Origin of the sequence: Kitasatospora sp. NPDC059827 (assembly GCF_042731675.1) — a bacterium.
In the GTDB taxonomy this organism is placed as follows: domain Bacteria; phylum Actinomycetota; class Actinomycetes; order Streptomycetales; family Streptomycetaceae; genus Kitasatospora.
Genome location: NZ_JBHWIV010000012.1, coordinates 1 through 20,751 on the forward strand (window position 1 = coordinate 1; position 20,751 = coordinate 20,751).

20 protein-coding genes and 1 pseudogene are annotated in these 20,751 nt (G+C 74.3%); 12 read left to right on the forward strand and 9 right to left on the reverse strand.

Going from position 1 to position 20,751, the window contains the following annotated elements; translation table 11 throughout:
* A partial coding sequence (locus tag ACFV8H_RS10155) for an ATP-binding protein (RefSeq protein ID WP_380398164.1) occupies window positions 1–460 on the reverse strand: 460 nt, incomplete at its 3' end.
* A gap of 229 nt (window positions 461–689) precedes the next feature.
* Here ACFV8H_RS10155 and ACFV8H_RS10160 point away from each other — a divergent pair.
* From ACFV8H_RS10160 to ACFV8H_RS10210, 11 genes are all read left to right on the forward strand, one after another.
* Window positions 690–1,508 carry a hypothetical protein gene (locus ACFV8H_RS10160; RefSeq protein WP_380398166.1) on the forward strand — a complete coding sequence of 273 codons (819 nt, stop codon included), beginning with the start codon at window positions 690–692 and terminating at the stop codon, window positions 1,506–1,508.
* A gap of 179 nt (window positions 1,509–1,687) precedes the next feature.
* The gene (locus ACFV8H_RS10165; RefSeq protein ID WP_380398168.1) at window positions 1,688–2,449 is read left to right on the forward strand and encodes a YcnI family protein; all 762 of its coding nucleotides are present in this window, start codon (window positions 1,688–1,690) and stop codon (window positions 2,447–2,449) included.
* Between the two features lie 73 nt (window positions 2,450–2,522).
* Window positions 2,523–3,194: an SCO family protein gene (locus ACFV8H_RS10170; protein ID WP_380398170.1), complete on the forward strand. Its 672-nt coding sequence runs from the start codon at window positions 2,523–2,525 to the stop codon at window positions 3,192–3,194.
* A complete protein-coding gene (locus ACFV8H_RS10175) occupies window positions 3,194–3,691 on the forward strand; it encodes a copper chaperone PCu(A)C (RefSeq protein WP_375895254.1) in 498 nt (165 codons plus the stop codon). The genes ACFV8H_RS10170 and ACFV8H_RS10175 overlap by 1 nt, the downstream gene beginning before the upstream one ends.
* A 13-nt stretch (window positions 3,692–3,704) precedes the next feature.
* The gene (locus ACFV8H_RS10180) at window positions 3,705–5,819 is read left to right on the forward strand and encodes a FixH family protein (RefSeq protein WP_380398172.1); all 2,115 of its coding nucleotides are present in this window, start codon (window positions 3,705–3,707) and stop codon (window positions 5,817–5,819) included.
* On the forward strand, window positions 5,816–7,096 hold the full coding sequence (gene efeB, locus ACFV8H_RS10185) for an iron uptake transporter deferrochelatase/peroxidase subunit (RefSeq protein ID WP_380398174.1): 1,281 nt from the start codon (window positions 5,816–5,818) through the stop codon (window positions 7,094–7,096). Before ACFV8H_RS10180 ends, efeB begins: the two co-directional genes overlap by 4 nt.
* Window positions 7,097–7,235: 139 nt before the next feature.
* Window positions 7,236–8,171, forward strand: coding sequence for a prephenate dehydratase (gene pheA, locus ACFV8H_RS10190; protein WP_380398176.1), 936 nt, complete (start codon window positions 7,236–7,238; stop codon window positions 8,169–8,171).
* Between the two features lie 578 nt (window positions 8,172–8,749).
* On the forward strand, window positions 8,750–10,024 hold the full coding sequence (gene serS, locus ACFV8H_RS10195; protein WP_380398178.1) for a serine--tRNA ligase: 1,275 nt from the start codon (window positions 8,750–8,752) through the stop codon (window positions 10,022–10,024).
* A complete protein-coding gene (locus ACFV8H_RS10200) occupies window positions 10,021–10,854 on the forward strand; it encodes an HAD family hydrolase (protein ID WP_380398180.1) in 834 nt (277 codons plus the stop codon). The genes serS and ACFV8H_RS10200 overlap by 4 nt, the downstream gene beginning before the upstream one ends.
* 111 nt (window positions 10,855–10,965) lie before the next feature.
* Window positions 10,966–11,697 carry a FadR/GntR family transcriptional regulator gene (locus tag ACFV8H_RS10205; protein ID WP_380398182.1) on the forward strand — a complete coding sequence of 244 codons (732 nt, stop codon included), beginning with the start codon at window positions 10,966–10,968 and terminating at the stop codon, window positions 11,695–11,697.
* A 173-nt stretch (window positions 11,698–11,870) separates the two neighbouring features.
* Window positions 11,871–13,136 carry a CynX/NimT family MFS transporter gene (locus ACFV8H_RS10210; protein WP_380398183.1) on the forward strand — a complete coding sequence of 422 codons (1,266 nt, stop codon included), beginning with the start codon at window positions 11,871–11,873 and terminating at the stop codon, window positions 13,134–13,136.
* 68 nt (window positions 13,137–13,204) lie between these two features.
* Here the strand turns inward: ACFV8H_RS10210 and ACFV8H_RS10215 are convergent, their stop codons facing one another.
* From ACFV8H_RS10215 to ACFV8H_RS10245, 7 genes and pseudogenes are all read right to left on the reverse strand, one after another.
* A complete protein-coding gene (locus tag ACFV8H_RS10215) occupies window positions 13,205–13,921 on the reverse strand; it encodes an ABC transporter permease (RefSeq protein ID WP_375895275.1) in 717 nt (238 codons plus the stop codon).
* 52 nt (window positions 13,922–13,973) lie between these two features.
* A complete protein-coding gene (locus tag ACFV8H_RS10220) occupies window positions 13,974–14,891 on the reverse strand; it encodes an ABC transporter ATP-binding protein (RefSeq protein ID WP_375895278.1) in 918 nt (305 codons plus the stop codon).
* Between the two features lie 9 nt (window positions 14,892–14,900).
* Window positions 14,901–15,800: an ABC transporter permease gene (locus tag ACFV8H_RS10225; protein WP_380398185.1), complete on the reverse strand. Its 900-nt coding sequence runs from the start codon at window positions 15,798–15,800 to the stop codon at window positions 14,901–14,903.
* Window positions 15,784–16,797, reverse strand: a complete 1,014-nt coding sequence (locus ACFV8H_RS10230; protein WP_380398187.1) for an ABC transporter ATP-binding protein — start codon at window positions 16,795–16,797, stop codon at window positions 15,784–15,786. The genes ACFV8H_RS10225 and ACFV8H_RS10230 overlap by 17 nt, the downstream gene beginning before the upstream one ends.
* Window positions 16,798–16,985: 188 nt before the next feature.
* Window positions 16,986–17,567 carry a hypothetical protein gene (locus tag ACFV8H_RS10235; protein ID WP_380398189.1) on the reverse strand — a complete coding sequence of 194 codons (582 nt, stop codon included), beginning with the start codon at window positions 17,565–17,567 and terminating at the stop codon, window positions 16,986–16,988.
* A gap of 110 nt (window positions 17,568–17,677) precedes the next feature.
* Window positions 17,678–18,568 (reverse strand): annotated as a pseudogene (locus tag ACFV8H_RS10240) (LLM class flavin-dependent oxidoreductase); the annotation flags it as partial.
* Window positions 18,569–18,613: 45 nt separating this feature from the next.
* Complete coding sequence (locus tag ACFV8H_RS10245; RefSeq protein WP_375895290.1) at window positions 18,614–18,802, reverse strand: hypothetical protein; 189 nt, start codon at window positions 18,800–18,802, stop codon at window positions 18,614–18,616.
* Between the two features lie 209 nt (window positions 18,803–19,011).
* Here ACFV8H_RS10245 and ACFV8H_RS10250 point away from each other — a divergent pair, with 209 nt between their 5' ends.
* Complete coding sequence (locus tag ACFV8H_RS10250) at window positions 19,012–19,866, forward strand: HAD family hydrolase (protein WP_380398191.1); 855 nt, start codon at window positions 19,012–19,014, stop codon at window positions 19,864–19,866.
* Window positions 19,867–19,871: 5 nt separating this feature from the next.
* On the opposite strand, the gene ACFV8H_RS10255 is transcribed toward ACFV8H_RS10250, so the two are convergent.
* Window positions 19,872–20,648: a phosphate ABC transporter ATP-binding protein gene (locus ACFV8H_RS10255; protein ID WP_375895339.1), complete on the reverse strand. Its 777-nt coding sequence runs from the start codon at window positions 20,646–20,648 to the stop codon at window positions 19,872–19,874.
* Window positions 20,649–20,751: the final 103 nt, after the last annotated feature.

A 20,751-nucleotide genomic window follows, 5' to 3' on the forward strand; every position in this document is an offset into this window, starting at 1 on the left:
GGGGCCCGCGGGGGGGGGGGGGGGGGGGGGGGGGGGGGGGGGGGTGGTGGGGGGGGGGGGGGGGGCGGCGGGGGGGGGGGGGGGGGGGGGGGGGGTGGCCGCGGGCGGGGACGGTGGCGCGGCCGCGGCGGGGGCGGCGGGGCGCGTGGCCGGCCGGGGCGGGGGCGGCCGGGCGGCGGGCGGGCGGAGCGCTGGGGGCGGGCAGGCCCGGGCCTGAGTCGGTGACCTCGATCCGCAGCCGGTCGCCGTTGATGGCGGCGGTGACCTGGAAGCCGTCGTCGGGCCGGCCGGTGGCGCCGTGTTCGACGGCGTTGGCGCAGGCCTCGGTGAGGGCGACGCCGAGGTCGTCGGCGATCTGGGGGTCGACGCCCGCGGTCGCCATGGCACCGAGCAGGATGCGCCGGGCCAGCGGAACGCTGGCCGGGTCGCGCTTGAGGTGCAGAGTCCACCAGATGTCCACGGGAGGTCCCTCCTGGCTGCGGCTCCACATACAACTAGGTATCTCCGGGCGATTCGGCGGTGAACCGTGCCCGGGGGCGGCTACCGCCCGTTCGGCGGATGGACTGGGGACGGGGTCTGTGCCGAAGGGCGCATGCGGTGGGGTGCACGCCGCGGCCGAACGGGGCATTCGTAGGGATTTCCCACCCTGCCCGTGTCGGCGGTGTACGCGATGAGATGATGGCCCGGCCATGACTGCCCTCCCCGCCGCCCCGTTCCAGGGCACCCCTGTCTTCGAGCGAGCGCAGCCGGCTCGGCCGGTGGGGGCCGCCTGGGACCTGCGGCTTGCCCGGGCGGTCCCGTTCGCGCTGGTGTGCACGCTGATAGCGGCCGCCGGGCACGCGCTGGCGGGTGGCGGGAACGTGCCGCCGGTCGCGCTGGCGACGGGCTTCGCCGCGGTGCTGGTGCTCGCGGTGGCGTGCGGCGGGCGGGAGCGTTCGCTGGTGGCCATCTCCGGTGCGCTGGGCGCGGGTCAGCTGGGGCTGCACTGTCTCTTCCACGGCCTGGGCGGCCACGGGATGCACGACGGCGTGCCGATGAGCGTGCCGCAGGCGGCCGGCCGGCTGATCTGCAACGAGGCCCGGCCGGGCACCCTGGTGGGCCTGCCCGCCGGCACCTCGCCGGAGCAGCTGGTCTCCTCGGCGGGTCTGGACCCGCACGCGTACGCCGCTGTGCCCTGGTGGCAGCAGGGCGGCGTGCTGGGGATGACGCCGTCGATGCTGGCCGGGCACCTGGTCGCCGCGCTGGTGGCGGGCTGGTGGCTGCGGCGCGGCGAGGCGGCGCTGTGGCGGCTGCTGCGGGTGGCGGCGTCGGCGGCCCGGGAGCACTGGGCGGAGCCGCTGCGCTCGGCGCTGGTGCTGGTGGCCGCGTTGCTGCGCGGTCTGTTCGGCGTGGCCGGTCCGGTCCGCCGGTTCGGTGCGGGGGGCGGCGGGAGCCGGCTGCCCGCGGGCGCGGTGCTGCGGCACAGCGTGGTGCGGCGCGGGCCGCCGTGCGGGGCCTTCGCGTACTGATCCGGCGTTCGCGCGCACCCCGAGGAGGGGTGTCGGCCGACCGGGTGCGGTGCGCGGTGTCCGGGCCGTTCCGTCCGTCCACGGCGACGGCGGCCCCTGGTCCTGCCCCCACGTCCGCGCGTGCAGCCCGCCGCCGAGAGCGGCGGTCACGTGCCGAGCTCCGATCGGAGACCCCCATCATGCGTTCCCTTCCCACCCGCCGTCTCGCCGCCGTCGCCCTGACCGCCGCCGCCTCGGTGGTGGCGCTGGCCGGCCCCGCCTTCGCGCACGTCACCGTGAACCCGGGTTCGGCCGCGCAGGGCGGCTACACGGCCGTCGACTTCCGGGTGCCGAACGAGAGCGACACGGCGAGCACGGTGAAGCTGGAGGTCAACCTGCCGCTGGACCACCCGCTGGCCTCGGTCCGGACCCTGCCGCTGCCGGGCTGGACCGCCGCCGTCGAGAAGGCCAAGCTCGACAAGCCGATCAAGGTGCACGGCAGCGACGTCAACGAGGCCGTCTCCAAGATCACCTGGACCGCCGACCCGGGCACCAAGATCGCCCCCGGCCAGTTCCAGGAGTTCCGGGTCTCGCTCGGCCCGCTGCCGACCGACGCCGACAGCATGGTCTTCAAGGCCCTGCAGACCTACGACAACGGCGACGTGGTCCGCTGGATCGACGAGGCCGCGGCCGGCCAGCCCGAGCCGGCCCACCCGGCCCCGGCCCTCAAGCTCACCAAGGCCGCCGGTGACGACCACCACGGCGCCTCCGCCACCTCCACCGCCTCCCCGGCGGCCGGCGCCCACGGCGACAGCTCCGACCACGCCGCCTCCGCCGGCGACGCCAAGTCCAGCGACGGCACCGCCCGCACCCTCGGCGTGGTCGGCATCGTCGTCGGCGTGATCGGCACCGCCGTCGGCGTGCTCGGCCTGCGCCGCAGGAACAGCGGCTCCGCCTCCTGACCCCTCGCCGGCGGGGCCGTACCCCTCCCGGTACGGCCCCGCCGGCGGCCCACCGCGTCCGATCGGAACCACCATGCCCCGCACCGCCCGCTCCACCCGACTGGCCGGCGCCGCCGCCCTCGCCCTGGCCGCCGCGCTGACCCTGTCCGCCTGCGGCTCCTCCGGCGGCGGCGGTTCGACCGCCGCCAAGGTGACCCAGCAGAAGGAGGACACCCCGTACCAGGGCACCAAGCTGGCCAGGAACTTCGAGAAGCCGGACCTCCAGCTGACCGACACCTCCGGCCGGCCGTACGACCTGCGGCAGCAGACCAACGGCAAGGCCACCCTGCTGTTCTTCGGCTACACCAGCTGCCCGGACGTCTGCCCGACCACCATGGGCGACATCGGGGTCGCGATGAAGGCCCTCCCGGCGGAGGCCCGGAAGAAGGTCGACGTCGTCTTCGTCTCCACCGACCCGCAGCGCGACACCCCCAAGGTGCTGCGCACCTGGCTGGACTCGATGGGCACCGACTTCATAGGCCTCACCGGCGACCTGGCGAAGGTGAAGACCGCCGCCAAGTCGCTCGGCATCATGATCGAGGACCCGGTGGTCAACGCGGACGGCACCGTCACCTCCACCCACGGCGCGCAGGTGCTGGCCTTCCTCCCCTCGGACGACAAGGCGCACGTGCTCTACATGAGCGGCACGGAGGAGAAGACCTACGAGCACGACCTGCCGCTGCTCGCCAAGGGGGTCGCGGCGTGATGGCGGCGAACCGACGGTTCCGCCGCTCGGCCCTGGCCGGGGCGGTGCTGGCGACGGTCCTCGGCGGCGGCGCGATACTCGCCGCCTGCGGGACGGGCGGCCCGGACGGCGGCCCGTCGGACGCCGGTCCGGCGAAGCTGAGCGTGGCCGACTCCTACATCCCGCTGCCCCCGGCGGGCGGGATGGGCGCCGGCTACCTGACCGTCCGCAACGACGGCGGGCCGGACCAGCTGCTCAAGGTGACCAGCCCCGCCGCCGGGTCGGTCACCATGCACCGCTCGACCGCCTCGACCATGGAGCAGGTGAACAGCCTGGACGTGCCCGCGCACGGCGCGCTGCAGCTCGCCCGCGGCGGCACCCACCTGATGATCATGGACTGGCAGAAGGCCCCCGCCCTGGGTGACGAGCTGGAGCTCGACCTGACCTTCGCCAAGTCCGGCACCATCTCCGTCAAGGTGCCGGTCAAGGAGCTCACCTACCGCCCCGGCCAGAGTTAGGGGACCCGCCAGCATGGAGAAGGCCGCCCACCCCCGCAGCGCGTCACGGCCCCCGGCCGCGCGCCGCCGGAGCGTCCCGCTGCGCATCGCCGCGGCGCTGGGAACGCTCGGCACGCTGCTCGCGCTGATGCTCGCCGGGGCCGCCCCGGCGTCCGCGCACGCCACCCTGGACTCCACCGCCCCGTCGCAGAACTCGGTGGTCGCCACCGCCCCGCCGGCGGTGACCCTGACCTTCAGCGAGGCGGTGTCGCTGTCGAGCGACTCCGTCCGGGTGCTCGACCCGGCCGGAAAGGCCGTGGACACCGGCAACCCGGCGCACGCCGACGGCAAGGGCAACACCGCCCGGGTCGGCCTCAGCAGCGGCCTCGCCAACGGCACGTACACCGTCGCCTGGCGGGCCGTCTCGGAGGACTCCCACCCGGTCGGCGGGGCGTTCACCTTCTCCATCGGCGCACCCTCGGACACCTCGGTGTCCACCACCGCGCTGCAGGGCGCCAAGGCCGACGGCCTGGTCGCCGCCCTGTACGGCACGGGCCGCACCGTCGCGTACGCCGCCTTCGCGCTGCTCGCCGGGGTCGCCGCCTTCGTGCTGGTCTGCTGGCCGGCCGGCGCCGCCCGGCGCCCGGTGCAGCGGCTGCTGATGACCGGCTGGACGGCGCTGCTGGCCTCGACCGTCGCGGTGCTGATGCTGCGCGGCCCGTACGAGCGCGGCTCCGGGGTCGGCCAGGCCCTCGACCTGTCGCTGGTGCGCGCCACCCTGGACGAGCGGATCGGCACCGCCCTGGCGGCCCGGCTGCTGCTGCTCGCCGCGGCCGGGATCTTCCTGTCGCTGCTGGTCGGGCAGTTGGGGCAGCCGCCCAAGCCGGTCGCGCCCGCGGGCCCGGGCTCGGGCTCAGCCTCGGGCCCGGGCTCGGCCTCGGGCTCGGGCTCGGGCTCAGCCTCGGACGCGGACGCGGACGCGGACGCGGAACCGCACGACGACGACACCGAGGCCGCCGAGCTGCACGAGCTGGAGCAGCGGGCCGCCGCACGGCCGCAGCGCGAGGCCCGGATCGGCCTGGGCGTGGCCGGACTGGTGCTCGCGGTGGCGCTCTCCGCGACCTGGGTCGGCGCCGACCACGCCTCGGTGGGCATCCAGGTCTGGCTGGCCCTGCCGTTCGGCATCCTGCACCTGATCGCGATGGCGCTCTGGCTGGGCGGGCTGGCCTCGCTGCTGGTCGCGCTGCGCGAGGGCGTCGGCGCCGAGGTGGTGGACCGCTTCTCCCGGATCGCCTTCGGCTCGGTGGCCGTGCTGGCCGTCACCGGGGTCTACCAGTCCTGGCGGGGCCTGGGCAGTTGGAGCGCGCTGACCGGCACCGAGTACGGGAAGCTGCTGCTGGTGAAGACCGGCTGCGTGGTCGTGATGCTGGGCGTCGCCTGGATCTCCCGCAGCTGGCTGGCCCGGCTGCGCTCGGCCCCGGCCGAGGCGGCGGAGGTCGAACGGGCCGAGGTGCCCGAGCCGGTCGGCGCCGTCGCGCACGGCGAGGACCCGGTCCGGCGGGCCCAGTTGGAACGGCAGCGGGCCGCCGCGCGCACCGCCGGCCGCGAGCGCGGGCTGACCCCGACCCGGGCCGGGCTGCGCCGCTCGGTGCTGGTGGAGGCGCTGGTCGCGGTGGCGGTGCTGGTGGTCACCACGATGCTCACCAACTCCCCGCCCGGGCGGGTCGCGGGCGAGGTCAAGGCGGCCGGCAACGCCGCCCCGGCGGCGGGCGCATCGGCGGCCGCCCCGCAGACCGAGCCCGGCCGCACGGTGGAGCTCAAGCTGCCGTACGACACCAAGGGCCGGACGCCGAACGCCAAGGGCACCGCGACCGTCACCCTCAACCCGGCCCGGACCGGCCCGAACGAGGTCAAGCTCGCGCTGGACGGCGCCGACGGCAAGCCGGTGGACGTCCCCGAGGTGCAGCTGGCCTTCACCCTGCCGGACCGCGACCTCGGCCCGCTGCCGGTCGCGCTCACCGCGGAGGGCACCGGCCGCTGGAGCGGCACCACCCAGCTCCCGCTGGCCGGCACCTGGGTGGTCTCGGTGCAGATCCGCTCCTCGGACATCGACCAGACCACCCCCACCCAGCAGTTCAAGATCGGATGAGCGCGGTGGAGCACGACGAGACGACGGGCCCGGCGGGCTTCACCCGGCGGGCCCTGCTCGGCACGGCCGGCGCCGGACTGCTGGTCGGCGCCGGGGCGGGCGCGGCCGGGGCGGTCGCCTACGACGACCGGCCGGGCGCCGGGGCGGGGGCGTCCGGCGGCGGGGCCGGCGGGCTCGGCGCGGGCCGGGTGCCGTTCCGCGCCGAGCACCAGGCCGGCATCCTCGAACCCGCCCAGGCCCGCGTCCAGTTGGCCGCCTTCGACCTGGTCGACGGGGCCGGCCGGGACGGGCTGCGCGCCCTGTTGCGGCGCTGGACCGGGGCGGTCGAGCGGCTGACCGCCGGGGAGCCGGCCGCGGAGTTCGACAACCAGGTCGCCCTGGACGCCGGGCCCTGCTCGCTCACCGTCACGCTCGGCTTCGGCGCCGCGCTGTTCGACAAGGCCGGGCTGGCCGACCGCCGCCCGGCCGCCCTCGAACCGCTGCCCGCCTTCACCGGCGACGCGTTGGACCCGGCGCGCGGCGACGGCGACCTGTTCGTCCAGATCGGCGCCGACGACGCGCTGGTGACGCTGCACGCCCTGCGGACCCTGCAGAAGCTGGCGGCCGGCACGGCCGCCCTGCGCTGGCAGTCGGCCGGCTTCGCCCGCACCCCCGGCGCCGCCGCCCGCCCGGTGACCGGGCGCAACCTGATGGGCCAGATCGACGGCACCAACAACCCCAGGCCCGGCGAGGACGGCTTCGCCGCCAAGGTGTTCTGCGCCCCGGGCGGGGACCAGCCGGCCTGGCTGGCCGGGGGCTCGTACCTGGTGTTCCGGCGGATCCGGATGCTGCTGGACCACTGGGAGGAGCTGCCGGTGGACCGCCAGGAACGGGTGATCGGCCGGCGCAAGTCGGACGGTTCGCCGCTGAGCGCGCCGGCCGGCTCGGGCGAGGGCACCCCGGTGGACCTCGCCGCCCAGGGCCCGGACGGCGCTCTCGCCGTCCCCGCCGACGCCCACGTCCGGGTCGCCGCCCCGGCGGGCAACGGCGGGGCGGCGATGCTGCGGCGCGGTTTCTCGTACCACGACGGGGCACTGCCGGACGGCTCGCCGGACGCCGGCCTGCTCTTCCTCGCCTTCCAGGCCGACCCGCGCAGGGGCTTCACCCCGGTGCAGCGCAAGCTCTCCCGGGGCGACGGGCTGTCCCGCTTCCTCCGGCACGAGGCGAGCGGGCTGTACGCCGTCCCCCCGGGGGTGCCGGCCGGGGGCTACCTGGGGCAGCAACTCCTGGACGGGTAGCGCCCGCACGCGAGGAGCGGTCCCGGCCACCGGAACGCGGTCATGCCGGGGCCGCGGACTCGTTATGGTGACTGCTTCGGCACCACCCCGCTCGGGCAGCACCCGGCTCGGGCACCACCCCCCTGGCAACGGAGGCGTCATGTCGGCCACCCGCTACACCTACCTCGGCCCGGCCGGCACCTTCACCGAGGCGGCGCTGCACACCCTGCCCGAGGCGGCGACCCGGGAGCTGGTGCCGCGGTCCTCGGTGGCGCTGGCGCTGGAGGCGGTGCGCGTCGGGGAGGCCGCCGGGGCGTTCGTGCCGATCGAGAACTCGGTGGAGGGCGCGGTCACCGCGACCAACGACGAACTGGCCGCCGGCGCACCGCTGATGATCTACCGCGAGGTGCTGCTGCCGATCACCTTCGCGCTGCTGGTACGGCCGGGCACCGAGCTGTCCGGGGTCAAGACGGTGACCAGCCACCCGGTGGCCCAGCCGCAGGTGCGCAAGTGGCTGGCGGCCAACCTGCCGGACGCGGTCTGGGAGTCGGCCGCCTCCAACGCGGACGGCGCCCGGCTGGTCGCCGAGGGCCGGTACGACGGGGCGTTCGCGGGCGAGTTCGCGGCGCCGATCTACGGGCTGGACCCGCTGGTCAAGGAGATCGCGGACGCCCAGAGCGCGACCACCCGGTTCGTGCTGGTCGGCCGTCCGGGGCGGGTCTCCTCGCCGACCGGGGCGGACAAGACCTCGATGGTGGTCTGGCTGCCGGACGACCACCCGGGTGCGCTGCTGGAGCTGCTGCAGGAGTTCGCGGTGCGCGGGGTGAACCTGATGCGGATCGAGTCCCGGCCGACCGGTGAGGGGCTGGGCAGCTACTGCTTCCTGATCGACTGCGAGGGGCACCTGTCGGAGCGGCGGGTGGCCGAGGCGATGATGGGGCTCAAGCGGATCAGCCCGCAGGTCCGGTTCCTCGGCTCCTATCCGCGCGCGGACCGGCAGGTGTCCAAGCACCGGCGGCCGGGCACGTCGGACGAGGATTTCACCGCGGCGGCGGACTGGCTCTCCCGGGCACTCGACGGGCGCGGGGACATCTGATTCCCGGGTGATCCCCGGTGATTCCGAGTGGTCCCGAGCCGGAGCCGGCCCGACGGCTGAGCGCCATCTCGTGTCTTTCCGACCTTTTCCGACCGTTATCGACCGGCCCGACCGAACGCGGCGGGTGACCGTACCGTCATCCACAGGAACACCGCGCTCCGGGGGCCACTGTCCACAGGCGTCCCCGCTGTCCACAGCCGGAAGTTATCCACAGGCCTGGGGATGAGTCGACAAACCGGTATAGCCATTGCCCAGAACTGGTCGGACCATCGGTTTGCGTCGCAGAGATGACTTATCGGACCAGAGTCACCCGCTTGCCTGCAAATCACCCGTGCGAGTGCTTCAATTCCCTCACCCGAGAAGGTTCATCGAGGTTTGAAACCTCAATTCCCCGGTTTCGATCAGCGGATCCCGATCCCCCTCCCTCATCCACAGGCCCGGGGTCGGGCCTGTGGATAACCCGCCCCCGGCCTGGGGGCGGACGGTTCTCCACCGGAGTTATCCACAGGAACCGGTGGGTTATCCCCAGGGGAAAACCCGTACCGGTGGAGGAACGGCCGCCCGGTACGCTTGGGCCTGTGATTGACCTTCGCCTGCTTCGTGAGGACCCTGACCGAGTGCGCGCCTCGCAGCGCGTCCGTGGCGAGGACGTCGACATCGTCGACGCCCTCCTCTCCGCCGACGAACGGCGCCGGTCCTCGGGCAGCCGCTTCGACGAACTGCGCAACGAGCAGCGGGTGCTCGGCAAGCAGGTCGCCCAGGCCAAGGGCGACGAGAAGACCGCCCTGCTGCAGCGCACCAAGGAGCTGGCCGCCGAGGTCAAGGCCGCGGACGCCGAGCAGGGCGCGGCCAAGGAGGAGGCGGACCGCCTGCTCCGCTCCCTGGCGAACCTCATCGACCCGGCCGCCCCGGTCGGCGGCGAGGAGGACTTCGTCACCCTGGAGGAGATCGGCACCCCGCGCGACTTCGCCGCCGAGGGCTTCGAGCCCCGCGACCACGTCGAGCTGGGCCAGCTGCTGGGCGCGATCGACACCGAGCGCGGCGCCAAGGTCGCCGGTGCCCGCTCCTACTACCTGACCGGTCCCGGCGCGCTGCTGGAGCTCGCCCTGGTCAACATGGCGATCGCCCAGGCCACCGCGGCCGGCTTCATCCCGATGATCACCCCGGCCCTGGTCCGCCCGGCCGCCATGGACGGCACCGGCTTCCTCGGCCAGGCCGCCGAGAACGTGTACCACCTCCCCGAGGAGGACAAGTACCTGGTCGGCACCAGCGAGGTCCCGCTGGCGGCGTACCACATGGACGAGATCATCGAGGCCGACAAGCTGCCGCTGCGCTACGCCGGCTACTCGTCCTGCTTCCGCCGCGAGGCCGGCACCTACGGCAAGGACACCCGCGGCATCATCCGGGTCCACCAGTTCGAGAAGGTGGAGATGTTCGTCTTCACCACGCCCGAGGACGCGGAGAACGAGCACCGCCGCCTGCTCCAGTGGGAGAAGGACTTCCTCAACGCGCTGGAGCTGCCGTACCGGGTGATCGACGTCGCCTCCGGTGACCTCGGCTCCTCGGCCGTGCGCAAGTTCGACATCGAGGCCTGGATCCCGACCCAGGGCAAGTATCGCGAGGTCACCTCGACCTCCAACACCACCGAGTACCAGGCCCGCCGGCTGTCGATCCGGATGCGCGAGGACGGCAAGACCCGCCCGCTCGCCACCCTGAACGGCACCCTGGTCGCCGTGCCGCGCACCATCGTCGCGATCCTGGAGAACCACCAGCAGGCCGACGGCTCGGTCGTCGTGCCCGAGGCGCTGCGTCCGTACCTCGGCGGGCGGACCGTCCTCGAGCCGGTCAAGTGACCTCCTCCACCCACCTGATCGGTGGCGACCTGCCCTACCGGCTGGTCGCCACCGACCTCGACGGCACCCTGCTCACCAGCGCGGAAACCGTCTCCGAGCGCACCCGCGCCGCGCTGGCCGCGGCCACCGGCGCGGGCGCTCTGCACATCGTGGTGACCGGCCGCTCGGCCGTCTGGGCCCGTCCGGTCTTCGACGAGATCGGCTACACCGGGATAGCGGTCTGCGGCCAGGGCGCCCAGGTCTACGACGCCGGCGCCCACAAGCTGCTCACCTCGCTCACCCTGGACCGCCGGCTCGCCGCGGTCGCGATCGAGAAGATCGAGGCCGAGACCGGCCCGCTGGCCGTCGCCGCCAACCAGGACGGCCTGGACGGCCAGGTGCTGGCCGGCCCCGGCTACGAGCTGCTGATCGGCTCCGACCTCCCGGTCGTCCGGGCCGAGCGCGGCGAACTCTTCGCCTCCCCGCTCAGCAAGCTCTACGTCCAGCACCCCGGGCTGACCGACGACGGCCTCGCCGAGGCCGCCCGGCGCGCCGCCGGCGACCTGGTCGGCGTGGTGATGGCCGGCCCCGGCGTGGTCGAACTGCTGCCGCTGGGCCTGTCCAAGGCCACCGGCCTGGCCGTCGCCGCCCGCCGCCTGGGCGTGCGCGCCGCCGACACCATCGCCTTCGGCGACATGCCCAACGACGTGCCGATGTTCGGCTGGGCGGCGCACGGCGTGGCCATGGCCAACGCCCACGAGGAACTGCTCGCCGTCGCCGACGAGGTCACCGCGGGCAACGACGAGGACGGCGTCGCGGTCGTCCTGGAGCGCCTCTACCCGGCGCGCTGATCGCCCCCCGGGACACGTTCACGGACGGTTCACCCCCAGTTGTAGGATGACCGGGCAAGCGGTTGTAGGATGACCGACGACCGATGAGCGGTGTGCGAAGGGAGGCCCGGCATGAGCGGCGACGGAAACGGCCTGCAGGCGGCCGGGCGGCGTTCCCTGGTGGACACCGCGATCGACCGGCTGCGCGAGCAGCTGGCCGGCGGAGCCTGGCCGGTGGGGTCCCAGATCCCCACCGAGCACGAGCTGGCCGAGCAGCTGCAGGTCGGACGCAACACCGTGCGGGAGGCCCTCCGGGTGCTGGTGCACGCCGGGATGCTGGTCTCCCGGCAGGGCGAGGGCACCTTCGTACGGTCCACCAGCGACCCGGCGGCGGTGCTCCGCGGCGTCCAGCGCTCGGGCATCCGGGACGTCCTGGAGGTCCGCGCCGCGCTGGAGACCGAGGCCGCCCGACTGGCCGCGCTGCGGCACACCCCCGAGGACGTCCGGCGGATGCGGGCCGCGCTGGCCCGTGAGGCCGAGGTCTTCGCCCAGCACTCCGAGCGGGCCGGCCGCCAGGCCACCGTCGAGCACGACCTGGAGTTCCACACCGCCATCGTCGAGGCCGCGCACAACCCGGCGCTGGCCGAGGTGTACCGCTACTTCGGCGCCTCCGTGCGCGAGGCGATGACCTCCGCCTTCGGCGACCACGAGATGCCCGAGGCCGTCGTGGCCACCCACGAGGCGCTGGTGGACGCCATCGAGAGCGGCGACCCGGACCGCGCCGAGACGGCGTGTCGGGCGCTGCTCGCCGAGCCCACCGCGGCCGTCGAGCAGCTCCTCGCGGCCATCGCGGCCCGGAAGTAGGACGGCGCAAGCCCCGCTTCCGCACGCAGCCCCGCTGCCTGCTCCCCGCTTCCGCACGCAGCCCCGCTGCCTGCCCACCGCCCGTCCTGCCCGCCCGTCCTGCCCGCGGCCGGTGGAGGCCTCCTCCCGCCGTGCCCGCGCCACCCCCGAGCCCCGGAAAGAACAGCACACCCATGGCCGTCACCCGCGCCCCGCAGCCGGTTGTCACCACTGCCGCCCCGCTCCCCGTCCGCAGCCGGCTGGCCCACCCCGCGCTGCTGCTGACCGGCATCCTGCTGGTCGCCCTGAACATGCGCGCCTGTCTGGCCGCGATCTCCCCGATGGTCGGCGAGATCCAGCGCACCTTCGGGCTGTCCGCCACCGCGGGCGGGCTGATCACCACCATCCCGGTGCTGTTCCAGGGCGTCGGCGCCCCGCTCACCCCCCGGCTGACCCGCCGGTTCGGCACCGAACGGGTGGTGCTCGGCGCGGTGCTGGTGCTCGGCGCCGGCGTGCTGCTGCGGGTGCTGCCCTCGGTGTTCGCGCTGTACGCGGGCTGCGTGGTGATCGGCGTGGCCATCGCCGTGCTGAACGTGTCGATGCCGGGCCTGGTCAAGCGGGAGTTCCCGGACCGCGCGGCCACCATGACCGGCGTCTACTCGACCACCATGCTGGTCGGCGCCACCCTCGCGGCCGGCACCTCCGTCCCGCTGGAGCACGCGCTCGGCGGCGGCTGGCGGGCCTCGCTCGGCGCCTGGTCGCTGCTCGCGCTGATCGCCGCGGTGGCCTGGCTGCCGCAGGTGCTGCGCTCCCGGCAGGCGAAGGCCGGGGCGGCCGTCCCCGCCCGGGACGACCGGCCCGGAGGGGCCGCCAGGGCCGGCAAGCCGATCGAGGGCATCTGGAAGTCCCCGCTGGCCTGGCAGATCAGCCTGTTCATGGGCATCTCCTCGCTGCTGGTCTACACCCTGGTCGCGTGGATGCCGACCATCCTGGCCGACCACGGCATGGACCGCGGCCGGGCCAGCCTGGTCTTCGCCTACTCCAACCTGGTGCAGGTGGCCGGCGCCTTCCTGGTGCCGCTGATGGCCGGCCGGATGACGAGCCAGCGCGCCCTCGCCGTCACCATGGCCGTCCTGAACGGGCTCGGCATCGCCCTGCTGCTGGTCGCCCCGGTCTCCGGCGCCTGGGTGTCGGCGACCATCCTCGGCCTGGCCCAGGGCGGCTCGCTCGGCCTCGGCCTGGCGTTCATCGTGCTGCGCACCGGCACCGCGGCCGGCGCCGCCCAGCTGGGCGGCATGTCCCAGGCGATCGGCTACCTGGTCGCGGCGGCCGGCCCGGTCGGCGCCGGGGCGCTGCACCAGCTCACCGGCGGCTGGGACGCCACCCTGGTGCTGATGCTGGTGCTGGTCCTGGTGGTCGGCGCGGCCGGCCTCGGCGCCGGACGGAACCGGACGCTGTAGGACTCCCCCGCAACACCGACCGGGCCCGGACTCCCACGGAGTCCGGGCCCGGTCGCGCGAGGCGCGGCCTACTCCTCGGCGGCCAGGGTCAGCCCGGCCAGCTTCACCGAGGCCAGCACGGTCGCCCCGACGGCGACCACCAGCAGCAGCGGGACGGCCGCCCCGAGCGACACGTCGGCGCCGATCGCGTTGTCCCCCGCGACCGCCTCGGCGACCGCCCGGCCCCACTGCTGGACGCTCAGCGTGCGGGCGCCCTCGACGAAGTTGCCGATCAGCGACTCCCAGATCAGCGCGTACGCCAGCCCGGCCACCACCGCGTGCCGGGTGACCACGCCGAGCAGCAGGAACAGCGCGCTGTACACGGCCCCGGCGACCAGCACCGCGACGGTGTAACCGAGCGCCACGCCGTCCTTCGTCCCGTACAGCAGCAGCCCGGCGAGCAGCGTCGGGACGGCGGCGAACACCCAGGTGGTGCCGATCGCGACGGCCAGCTTGGTGGTGATGATCTGCCAGCGCGGCAGCGGCTTGGCCAGCAGGTAGACGATCGAGCCGTCGTCGATCTCGGTGGCGATCACCCCGGTGCCGATCACCAGGCCGAGGATCGGCAGCAGGGTGCCGAGGTCCAGCTGGCCGAGGATCTTGACGGTCAGGCTGTGGGCGTCGCCGCTCGACCCGGCGGCGATCGCCGCGACGATCAGCAGCAGGGCCGGGGCCACCAGCAGCAGCGCGCCGCGGCGGCGGCCGAGCAGGCCGCGCAGGGTCAGCCTGGCGACGGTCGGGTTCATGGTCGGTCGACCCCTTCCTGGGTCCGGTGGGTGGCGCGGGTGGGGCCGGGGGTCATGCCGAGACCAGGTAGGAGAAGACGCTCTCCAGCGACTCGTCCGCCGGGGACACGGTGTACAGCCGGATGCCGGCCTCCCGGGCGACCCTGGGCAGCAGGGTGGTGAAGCCCTGGAAGTTCACCGCCTCGATCCGCAGTGCCCGTTCCCGCTCGTCCACCTCGATGCCGGTGGTCGAGCCGTCGGCGATCAGGGCGGCGGCGAGCCGGCGGTCGTCGCTGGAGCGGACCAGGTAGCGGTGCGGCCGGTCGGTCATCAGCCGCCGGATCCGCCGGAAGTCGCCCGAGGCGGCGTGCCGTCCGGCCACCACCACCTCGATGTGCCGGGCCAGTTGCTCGACCTCCTCCAGGATGTGGGAGGAGAACAGCACCGTCCGGCCGTCCGCGCCGAAGCGGCGCAGCAGCTCCATCAGCTGGAGCCGCTGGCGCGGGTCCATGCCGTTGAAGGGCTCGTCCAGCAGCAGCACGGCCGGGTCGTGGACCAGCGCCGAGGCCATCTTGACCCGCTGCTTCATGCCCTTGGAGTACGTCCCGGTGCGGCGGTCCTTGGCGGGCGCCATCTCGACCAGGTCGAGGGCGCGCCGGGCGGCGGCGCCGGGCTGGGGCAGGCCGTGCAGTTCGGCGTTGGCGAGCACGAACTCCCAGCCGGTCAGGTAGTCGTACATCGACTCCCGCTCGGGCACCAGGCCGATCTGCCGGTACACCTGCTGGTTGCGCCAGATCTGCGCGCCGTCCAGGGTGACCGCGCCGCTGGAGGGGGCGAGGAAGCCGCTCATCATGTGGATGAGGGTGGACTTGCCCGCGCCGTTCGGCCCGAGCAGCCCGGTGATGCCGGGGCCGATCGACATGGAGATGTCGTTGACCGCGACCACGTTCCCGAACCAGCGGGAGACCTTGTCGATGGTGATGGTGGCCATGCCGCCCTCTCAGACCTTCTCGTAGCGGCGCAGCAGGAGGCGGTAGGAGCCCGCCACCATCGCCGCGGCGACGAGTGCGAACACCAGCGTGCCGAGCGCCCCCGGGGCGTGCCGGCGGTCGATCCCGGACCCGAGGTCGAACACCTGGTTGACCAGCGCCTCCACCAGGCCGTTCGGCGAGATCAGCGACGTCCACTGGGCCGCGTCCGAGCCGCCCGGGCCGGGGCTGCTGATGCCGACCACGACCGCGGCGAGGGTCGAACTCACCACCAGGTAGCCCATGATGGCGGCCACCCCGAAACCCCGGCGCGGGGTGCTCGCGGCGATCACCAGGGCCACCGAGGTCGGCACCAGGGCGTAGAGCACGGCCGCCACCAGACCGTAGAGGAACTGGCCGGTGTTGTGCCCGAAGTCCATCCCGGCGAGCAGCGCACCCGCGTACAGCACCAGCAACGGGGCTGCCATCAGCAGGAACTGGGCGCAGGCCATGGCGCCGAACTTGGCCCGGACGTAGTCGGCGCGGGTGATCGGACGGGAGAAGTACAGCGGGACGGTGTGGTAGCGGAGGTCCCGGGAGAGCAGCACCGGCGCCTGGGCGGCGAGGAAGATCGACACCACCAGGCCGAGGCTGGAGAGGTAGCCGGCGTACTCGACCGGGAGTTCGTCCCGCTTGAGGTAGACCGCGCCCGCGACGAAGATCATCGCCGGGACGGTGACCACGCCCAGCAGCAGCATCGGCAGCACCTTGGACTTGCCGGAGCGGCCCAGGCCGTAGGCGGCGCGCAGGCTCTGGGTGAAGAGCGAGCGGGTGGCGTAGGCGCGGCCGAGGCGCGGACCGGTGTAGCCGCGGTAGCCGATGTCGTGGATGACACCGGTGTCGGCGGGCCTGGTGTCAGGAGGCTGCGGCATCGTCCGTCCCTCCCCTGCTGCTCTGGTCGTCGCCGTGGTGCGCGTCGTACGCCATGGCGTCGGCTTCCTCGTGGTCGGTGAAGAGTTCCGCGACCCGGTGCCGGCGCTGCTCCAACCGGACCAGGCCGAGGCCGAGTTCGGCGACCGTGTCGCGGATGGTGTCGTAGGTGTCCTCGCCGTCCAGCCGGACCAGCAGCAGGTGCGAGCCCTCCGCCCGGACGTCCAGCCCGGTGGCGGCGAGGCGCTCCCGGACGGTGGCGCCGGGCTCGGCGGCGGTGTCCTGCGGGAAGTCGGTGACCTCCACCGCGAGGACGGCGGTCGCCTCGGTGAAGGAGGCCGTGGAGGAGGAGCGCAGCAGCTTGCCGCCGTCGATCACCACCAGGTGGTCGCAGGTCCGCTCCAGCTCGCCGAGCAGGTGGGTGGTGACCAGCACCGAGATGCCGAAGTCGGTGTGCACCCGGCGGATCAGGGCGAGCATCTCGTCCCGGCCGGCCGGGTCCAGGCCGTTGGTCGGCTCGTCCAGCAGCACCAGCTTCGGGTCGTGCACCAGCGCCTGGGCCAGCTTCACCCGCTGCTTCATGCCGGTCGAGTAGCCGCCCATCGGGCGGTACCGCTCCTCGTACAGGCCCACGTGCCGCAGCGTGTCTGCGGTGCGCTCCCGCGCGGCGGTCGCGGGCAGCCCCGCCATCCGCGCCATGTGCACCACGAACTCCGTCGCCGAGACGTCCGGTGGCAGGCAGTCGTGTTCGGGCATGTAGCCGACCTGTTCGCGGATCTCCGAGCCCCGGGTGGCGATGTCCAGGCCGAGCACCTCGCCGCGGCCGGACGTCGCCGGGGCGAGCCCGAGCAGGATCTTGATCAGGGTGGACTTGCCCGCCCCGTTGGCCCCGACCAGCCCGACGACCCCGGGCTGGACCTCGACGGTCAGCTGGTCGAGCGCGGTGACCCGGGGGAAGCTCTTGGTGAGGCCCTCGGTCTTGATGACAGCAGTGGACACGCCCTCAACGTAACGGTCCCGCGCCGCAGGGGCCATGAGCTGGAATGACGAGGCTTCCCGGGGCCGTCTGCTGCTGCGGTATGACGTCGGGACCGATCTCCCCTAAGGGTTGCGGAGCCGGGGCGCGCCCGGGGCGCCGGAGCGCCCACCGTTGAGGTGGGCGGCCCGGCGCCGGGTCCGGCGTCGGCTCAGGAGCTGGGGCGCTCCCACATCTCGACGACCTTGCCGGAGGCGTCGAGGGCGACCTTGTAGGTGCCGCTGTTGCAGGGGTACGAGCCCTTCTGGTTGCCGGGCGTGGCGATGCACTCGTTGATGTGCTTCACCAGCTCGGCGACGGCGACGTCCTTCGGGGCGGCCACGACCGACTTGAGGTGGCCCTTGGCGCCGGGGGCGAAGGTCGCGCTCTTGTCGGCACCCGTCGGTTCGAGGGCGACGTCGTTGACGCCGCAGGCGTCCTTGGTCTCCTTGTAGACCAGCGCCGTCGCGCTGGTGCCCTTCACCGGCTCGATCCACTTCTGCCCGGCGGGCAGCGGCTCGTGGGTGCAGAAGCCCTCCGGTCCGCCGTCGGTGGGCTTGCCGGCCGGGGCGGGCTTGCCCGTCCCGGTGGCCGGGGCCGCGGTGGGCGAGGCCGCCCCGCCGGTGGCCGGGGCGGCGGTCGTGGTGGAGGCGCCGGCCCCCTGGGTCGACGGGTCGTCCGGGCCGCAGGCGGCGAGGCCGAACGCGGCCGTGGCGACCAGAGTGGCGACGAGCAGTCTCCTGGATGCGGACATGATGAATGAACCCCCCGTTTAACGCATGATCAGATAAAGGTGCGGCGGACAGATTAGCGCCTCCCCCCGACCGCACCCGTCCTGACGGCGTCCGCGGCGGGCCGTACCGCTCAACCCAGCTGGGCCAGGCCCTCGGTGGCGATCCGCTCGAACACGGCGAGGTCGTTGGCGAAGATCGAGTCCGGCACCGGCCAGTGGATCACCAACTCGGTGATGCCCAGCTCCCGGTAGGTGCCGGCGAAGTCCACGAAGGCGTCCAGCGACTGGAGCGGCTTCTCCGCCGTGGAACCCTGGAGCAGCATCTTCTCCAGCGTCGCCACGTCCCGGCCCTGCGCCTCGCAGGCCGCCGTCAGCTTCCCGATCTGCGCGGCGATCACGCCGGGCGCCTGCTCGACCGGCACGTCCGCCGGGCCCTTCGGGTCCCCGTACGTCACCCAGCCCTGCCCGTACTCGGCGGCCAGCCGCATCCCGCGCGGGCCGGCGGCGGCCACGTAGAACGGCACCCGCGGGGTCTGCACGCAGCCCGGGATGTTCCGCGCCTCGACCGCCGAGTAGTACGTGCCCTCCTGCGTCGTCGCGTCCTCGCGCAGCAACTTGTCCAGCAGCGGCAGGAACTCGCCGAACCGGGCCGCCCGCTCCTTGGGCGACCACGCCTCCTGGCCCATCGCCGTCGCGTCGAAGCCCGTCCCGCCCGCACCGATGCCCAGCGTGAGCCGCCCGCCGGACACGTCGTCCAGCGTGATCAGCTCCTTCGCCAGCGTCACCGGGTGGCGGAAGTTCGGCGAGGTCACCAGCGTCCCCAGCCGGAGGCGCTCGGTCGCCGTCGCGGCGGCCGTCAGCGTCGGGACCGACCCGAACCAGGGCTCGTCGCGGAAGGACCGCCAGGAGAGGTGGTCGTAGGTGTACGCGGCGTGGAATCCGAGGTCCTCGGCCCGCCGCCAGATCTTCTGTCCTTCGGCCCACCGGTGGATGGGGAGGATCACGGTGCTCAGACGCATGCCACCGACCCTAGCCGGACGGGCTGCCCCTGCGCCGGTAGGAGGCCGTCAGGGGTGCGGGCGGGTGCGTTGGGCCGGGAAGGCCGGGGCCGGGGCCTGGTCCGGGGTGCGGCGGGCGAGCTCGGCGAGGGTGTGGAACAGCACCTCGCCGAGCAGCACCGGCTCGCGGGAGGCGGCGGGCGGATCCGGGGAAGGGAGGGTCGGGGGCGGCTCGTCACGGAGCTGGCGAGTGGGCATGGCTCTTCCTGCCGACGGGGTGACCAGGGGGTTCCTGCCCGTCGGCCCGCCGCGACACCCCGGGCGGGGGCGGATCGGCCGGAAAGCGGCGCAGGAAGGGCCGGAACCCGTCCTCACGGTCGGTCGGCCGCGGGCACCGCCACCGGGCCCGCCACCGGGCCCGCCACCGGGCCGCCGCGGGCCGCCGCGGCGGTGACCGGGCGGCGGCGATGGGCGAAGATGGACCGGTGACCGAACCCCGCACCGCTCCCCGCCTCATCGCCACCGACCTGGACGGCACCCTGCTGTGCTCCGGCGGCACCGTCAGCGATCGCACCGCCGCGGCCCTGGCGGCGGCCGAGGCGGCCGGGGTGCAGGTGGTGTTCGTGACCGGCCGGCCGCCGCGCTGGATGCAGCAGGTGAGCCCGCACATCGGCGGTCACGGGGTGGCGATCTGCTCCAACGGCGGCGCGATCGTGGACGTGCGGCGCGGCGGCGAGCTGATCGAGTACTTCCCGATGCCGGCACCGACCTCGCTGGCCGTGGTCGAGGCGCTGCGGGCCGAGCTGCCCGGCACCTCCTTCGCCTTCGAGTACGCGGACGGCTGGGCCCGGGAGCCCGGGTACGAGGTGCTGATGTGGGGCGACACCGAGGTGCGGGCGGTCGGCCCGGCCGAGGAGCTGCTGGCGGACGGCGGCCCGGTGCGGGGCCTGTTCAAGCTGCTGGCCAAGCACCCGGACCTCGACCCGGACACCTTCCTGGCCGAGGCCCGGACGGCCGCCGGGCACCTGGCGGAGATCACCCGCTCCTCGCCGATCGCCCTGCTGGAGATCAGCGCGCCCGGCGTCACCAAGGCCAGCACGCTGGCCCGTTGGTGCGCCGAGCACGGGATCGACCGGGCCGAGGTGGTGGCCTTCGGCGACATGCCGAACGACCTGGAGATGCTGGCCTGGGCCGGCACCGCGTACGCCGTCGCCAACGCGCACCCGCAGGTGCTGGCGGCGGTGCCGCTGCACACGGTGAGCAACGAGGAGGACGGCGTCGCGGCGGTGCTGGAGCGGCTGATCACCGACTCCGGCCGGTAACGCTCCTACCCGAAGCGGCCGTTGACGTAGTCGGAGGTCCGCTGGTCGCGCGGGCTGCCGAAGAGCCGCTCGGTCGGCCCGGCCTCGACGATCCGGCCCGGGGTGTCGTGGGTGGCGAGGAAGAACGCGCAGCGCTGGGAGACCCGCTGGGCCTGTTGCATGTTGTGGGTGACGATCACGATGGTGAGCCGCCCGCGCAGTTCGGCGATGGTCTCCTCGACCCGGCGGGTGGAGGTCGGGTCGAGCGCGGAGCACGGCTCGTCCATCAGCAGGATGTCCGGTGAGACGGCCAACGACCGTGCGATGCACAGGCGTTGCTGCTGCCCACCGGAGAGGGAGCCGCCGGGGGCGTGCAGCCGGGTGGCCACCTCGTCCCACAGCCCGGCGCGGCGCAGGCTGGTCTCCACCAGGTGCTGGCGCTCCTCCTTGGAGACCTTGATCCCGGCCAGCTTGAGCCCGCTGGAGACGTTGTCCTGGATGGACATCGCCGGGAACGGGTTGGGCCGCTGGAACACCATGCCGATCCGGCGCCGCACCTCGGCGGGGCGCCGGCCGGGCCGGTAGACGTCGTCCCCGTCCAGCAGCACCTCGCCGGCCAGGGCGGCGCCGCGCACCATCTCGTGCATCCGGTTGAGGATCCGCAGGTAGGTGGACTTTCCGCAGCCGGACGGGCCGATCAGCGCGGTGACCTCGCCGGCCGGCATCGCCAGGGAGACCCGCTCCAGCACCTTGCGGCTGCCGAACCAGGCGGAGACGTCCCGGGTCTCCAGCCCGGCGAGCACCCCGTCGGGGCCCTGGGCCGGGACGACCGGCGGGGCGGGGGCCGGCGGGACCGGCGGGAGGGTGAGGGTGTCGGCGGCCGGGTCGACCGCCGCGTCGTGCGGC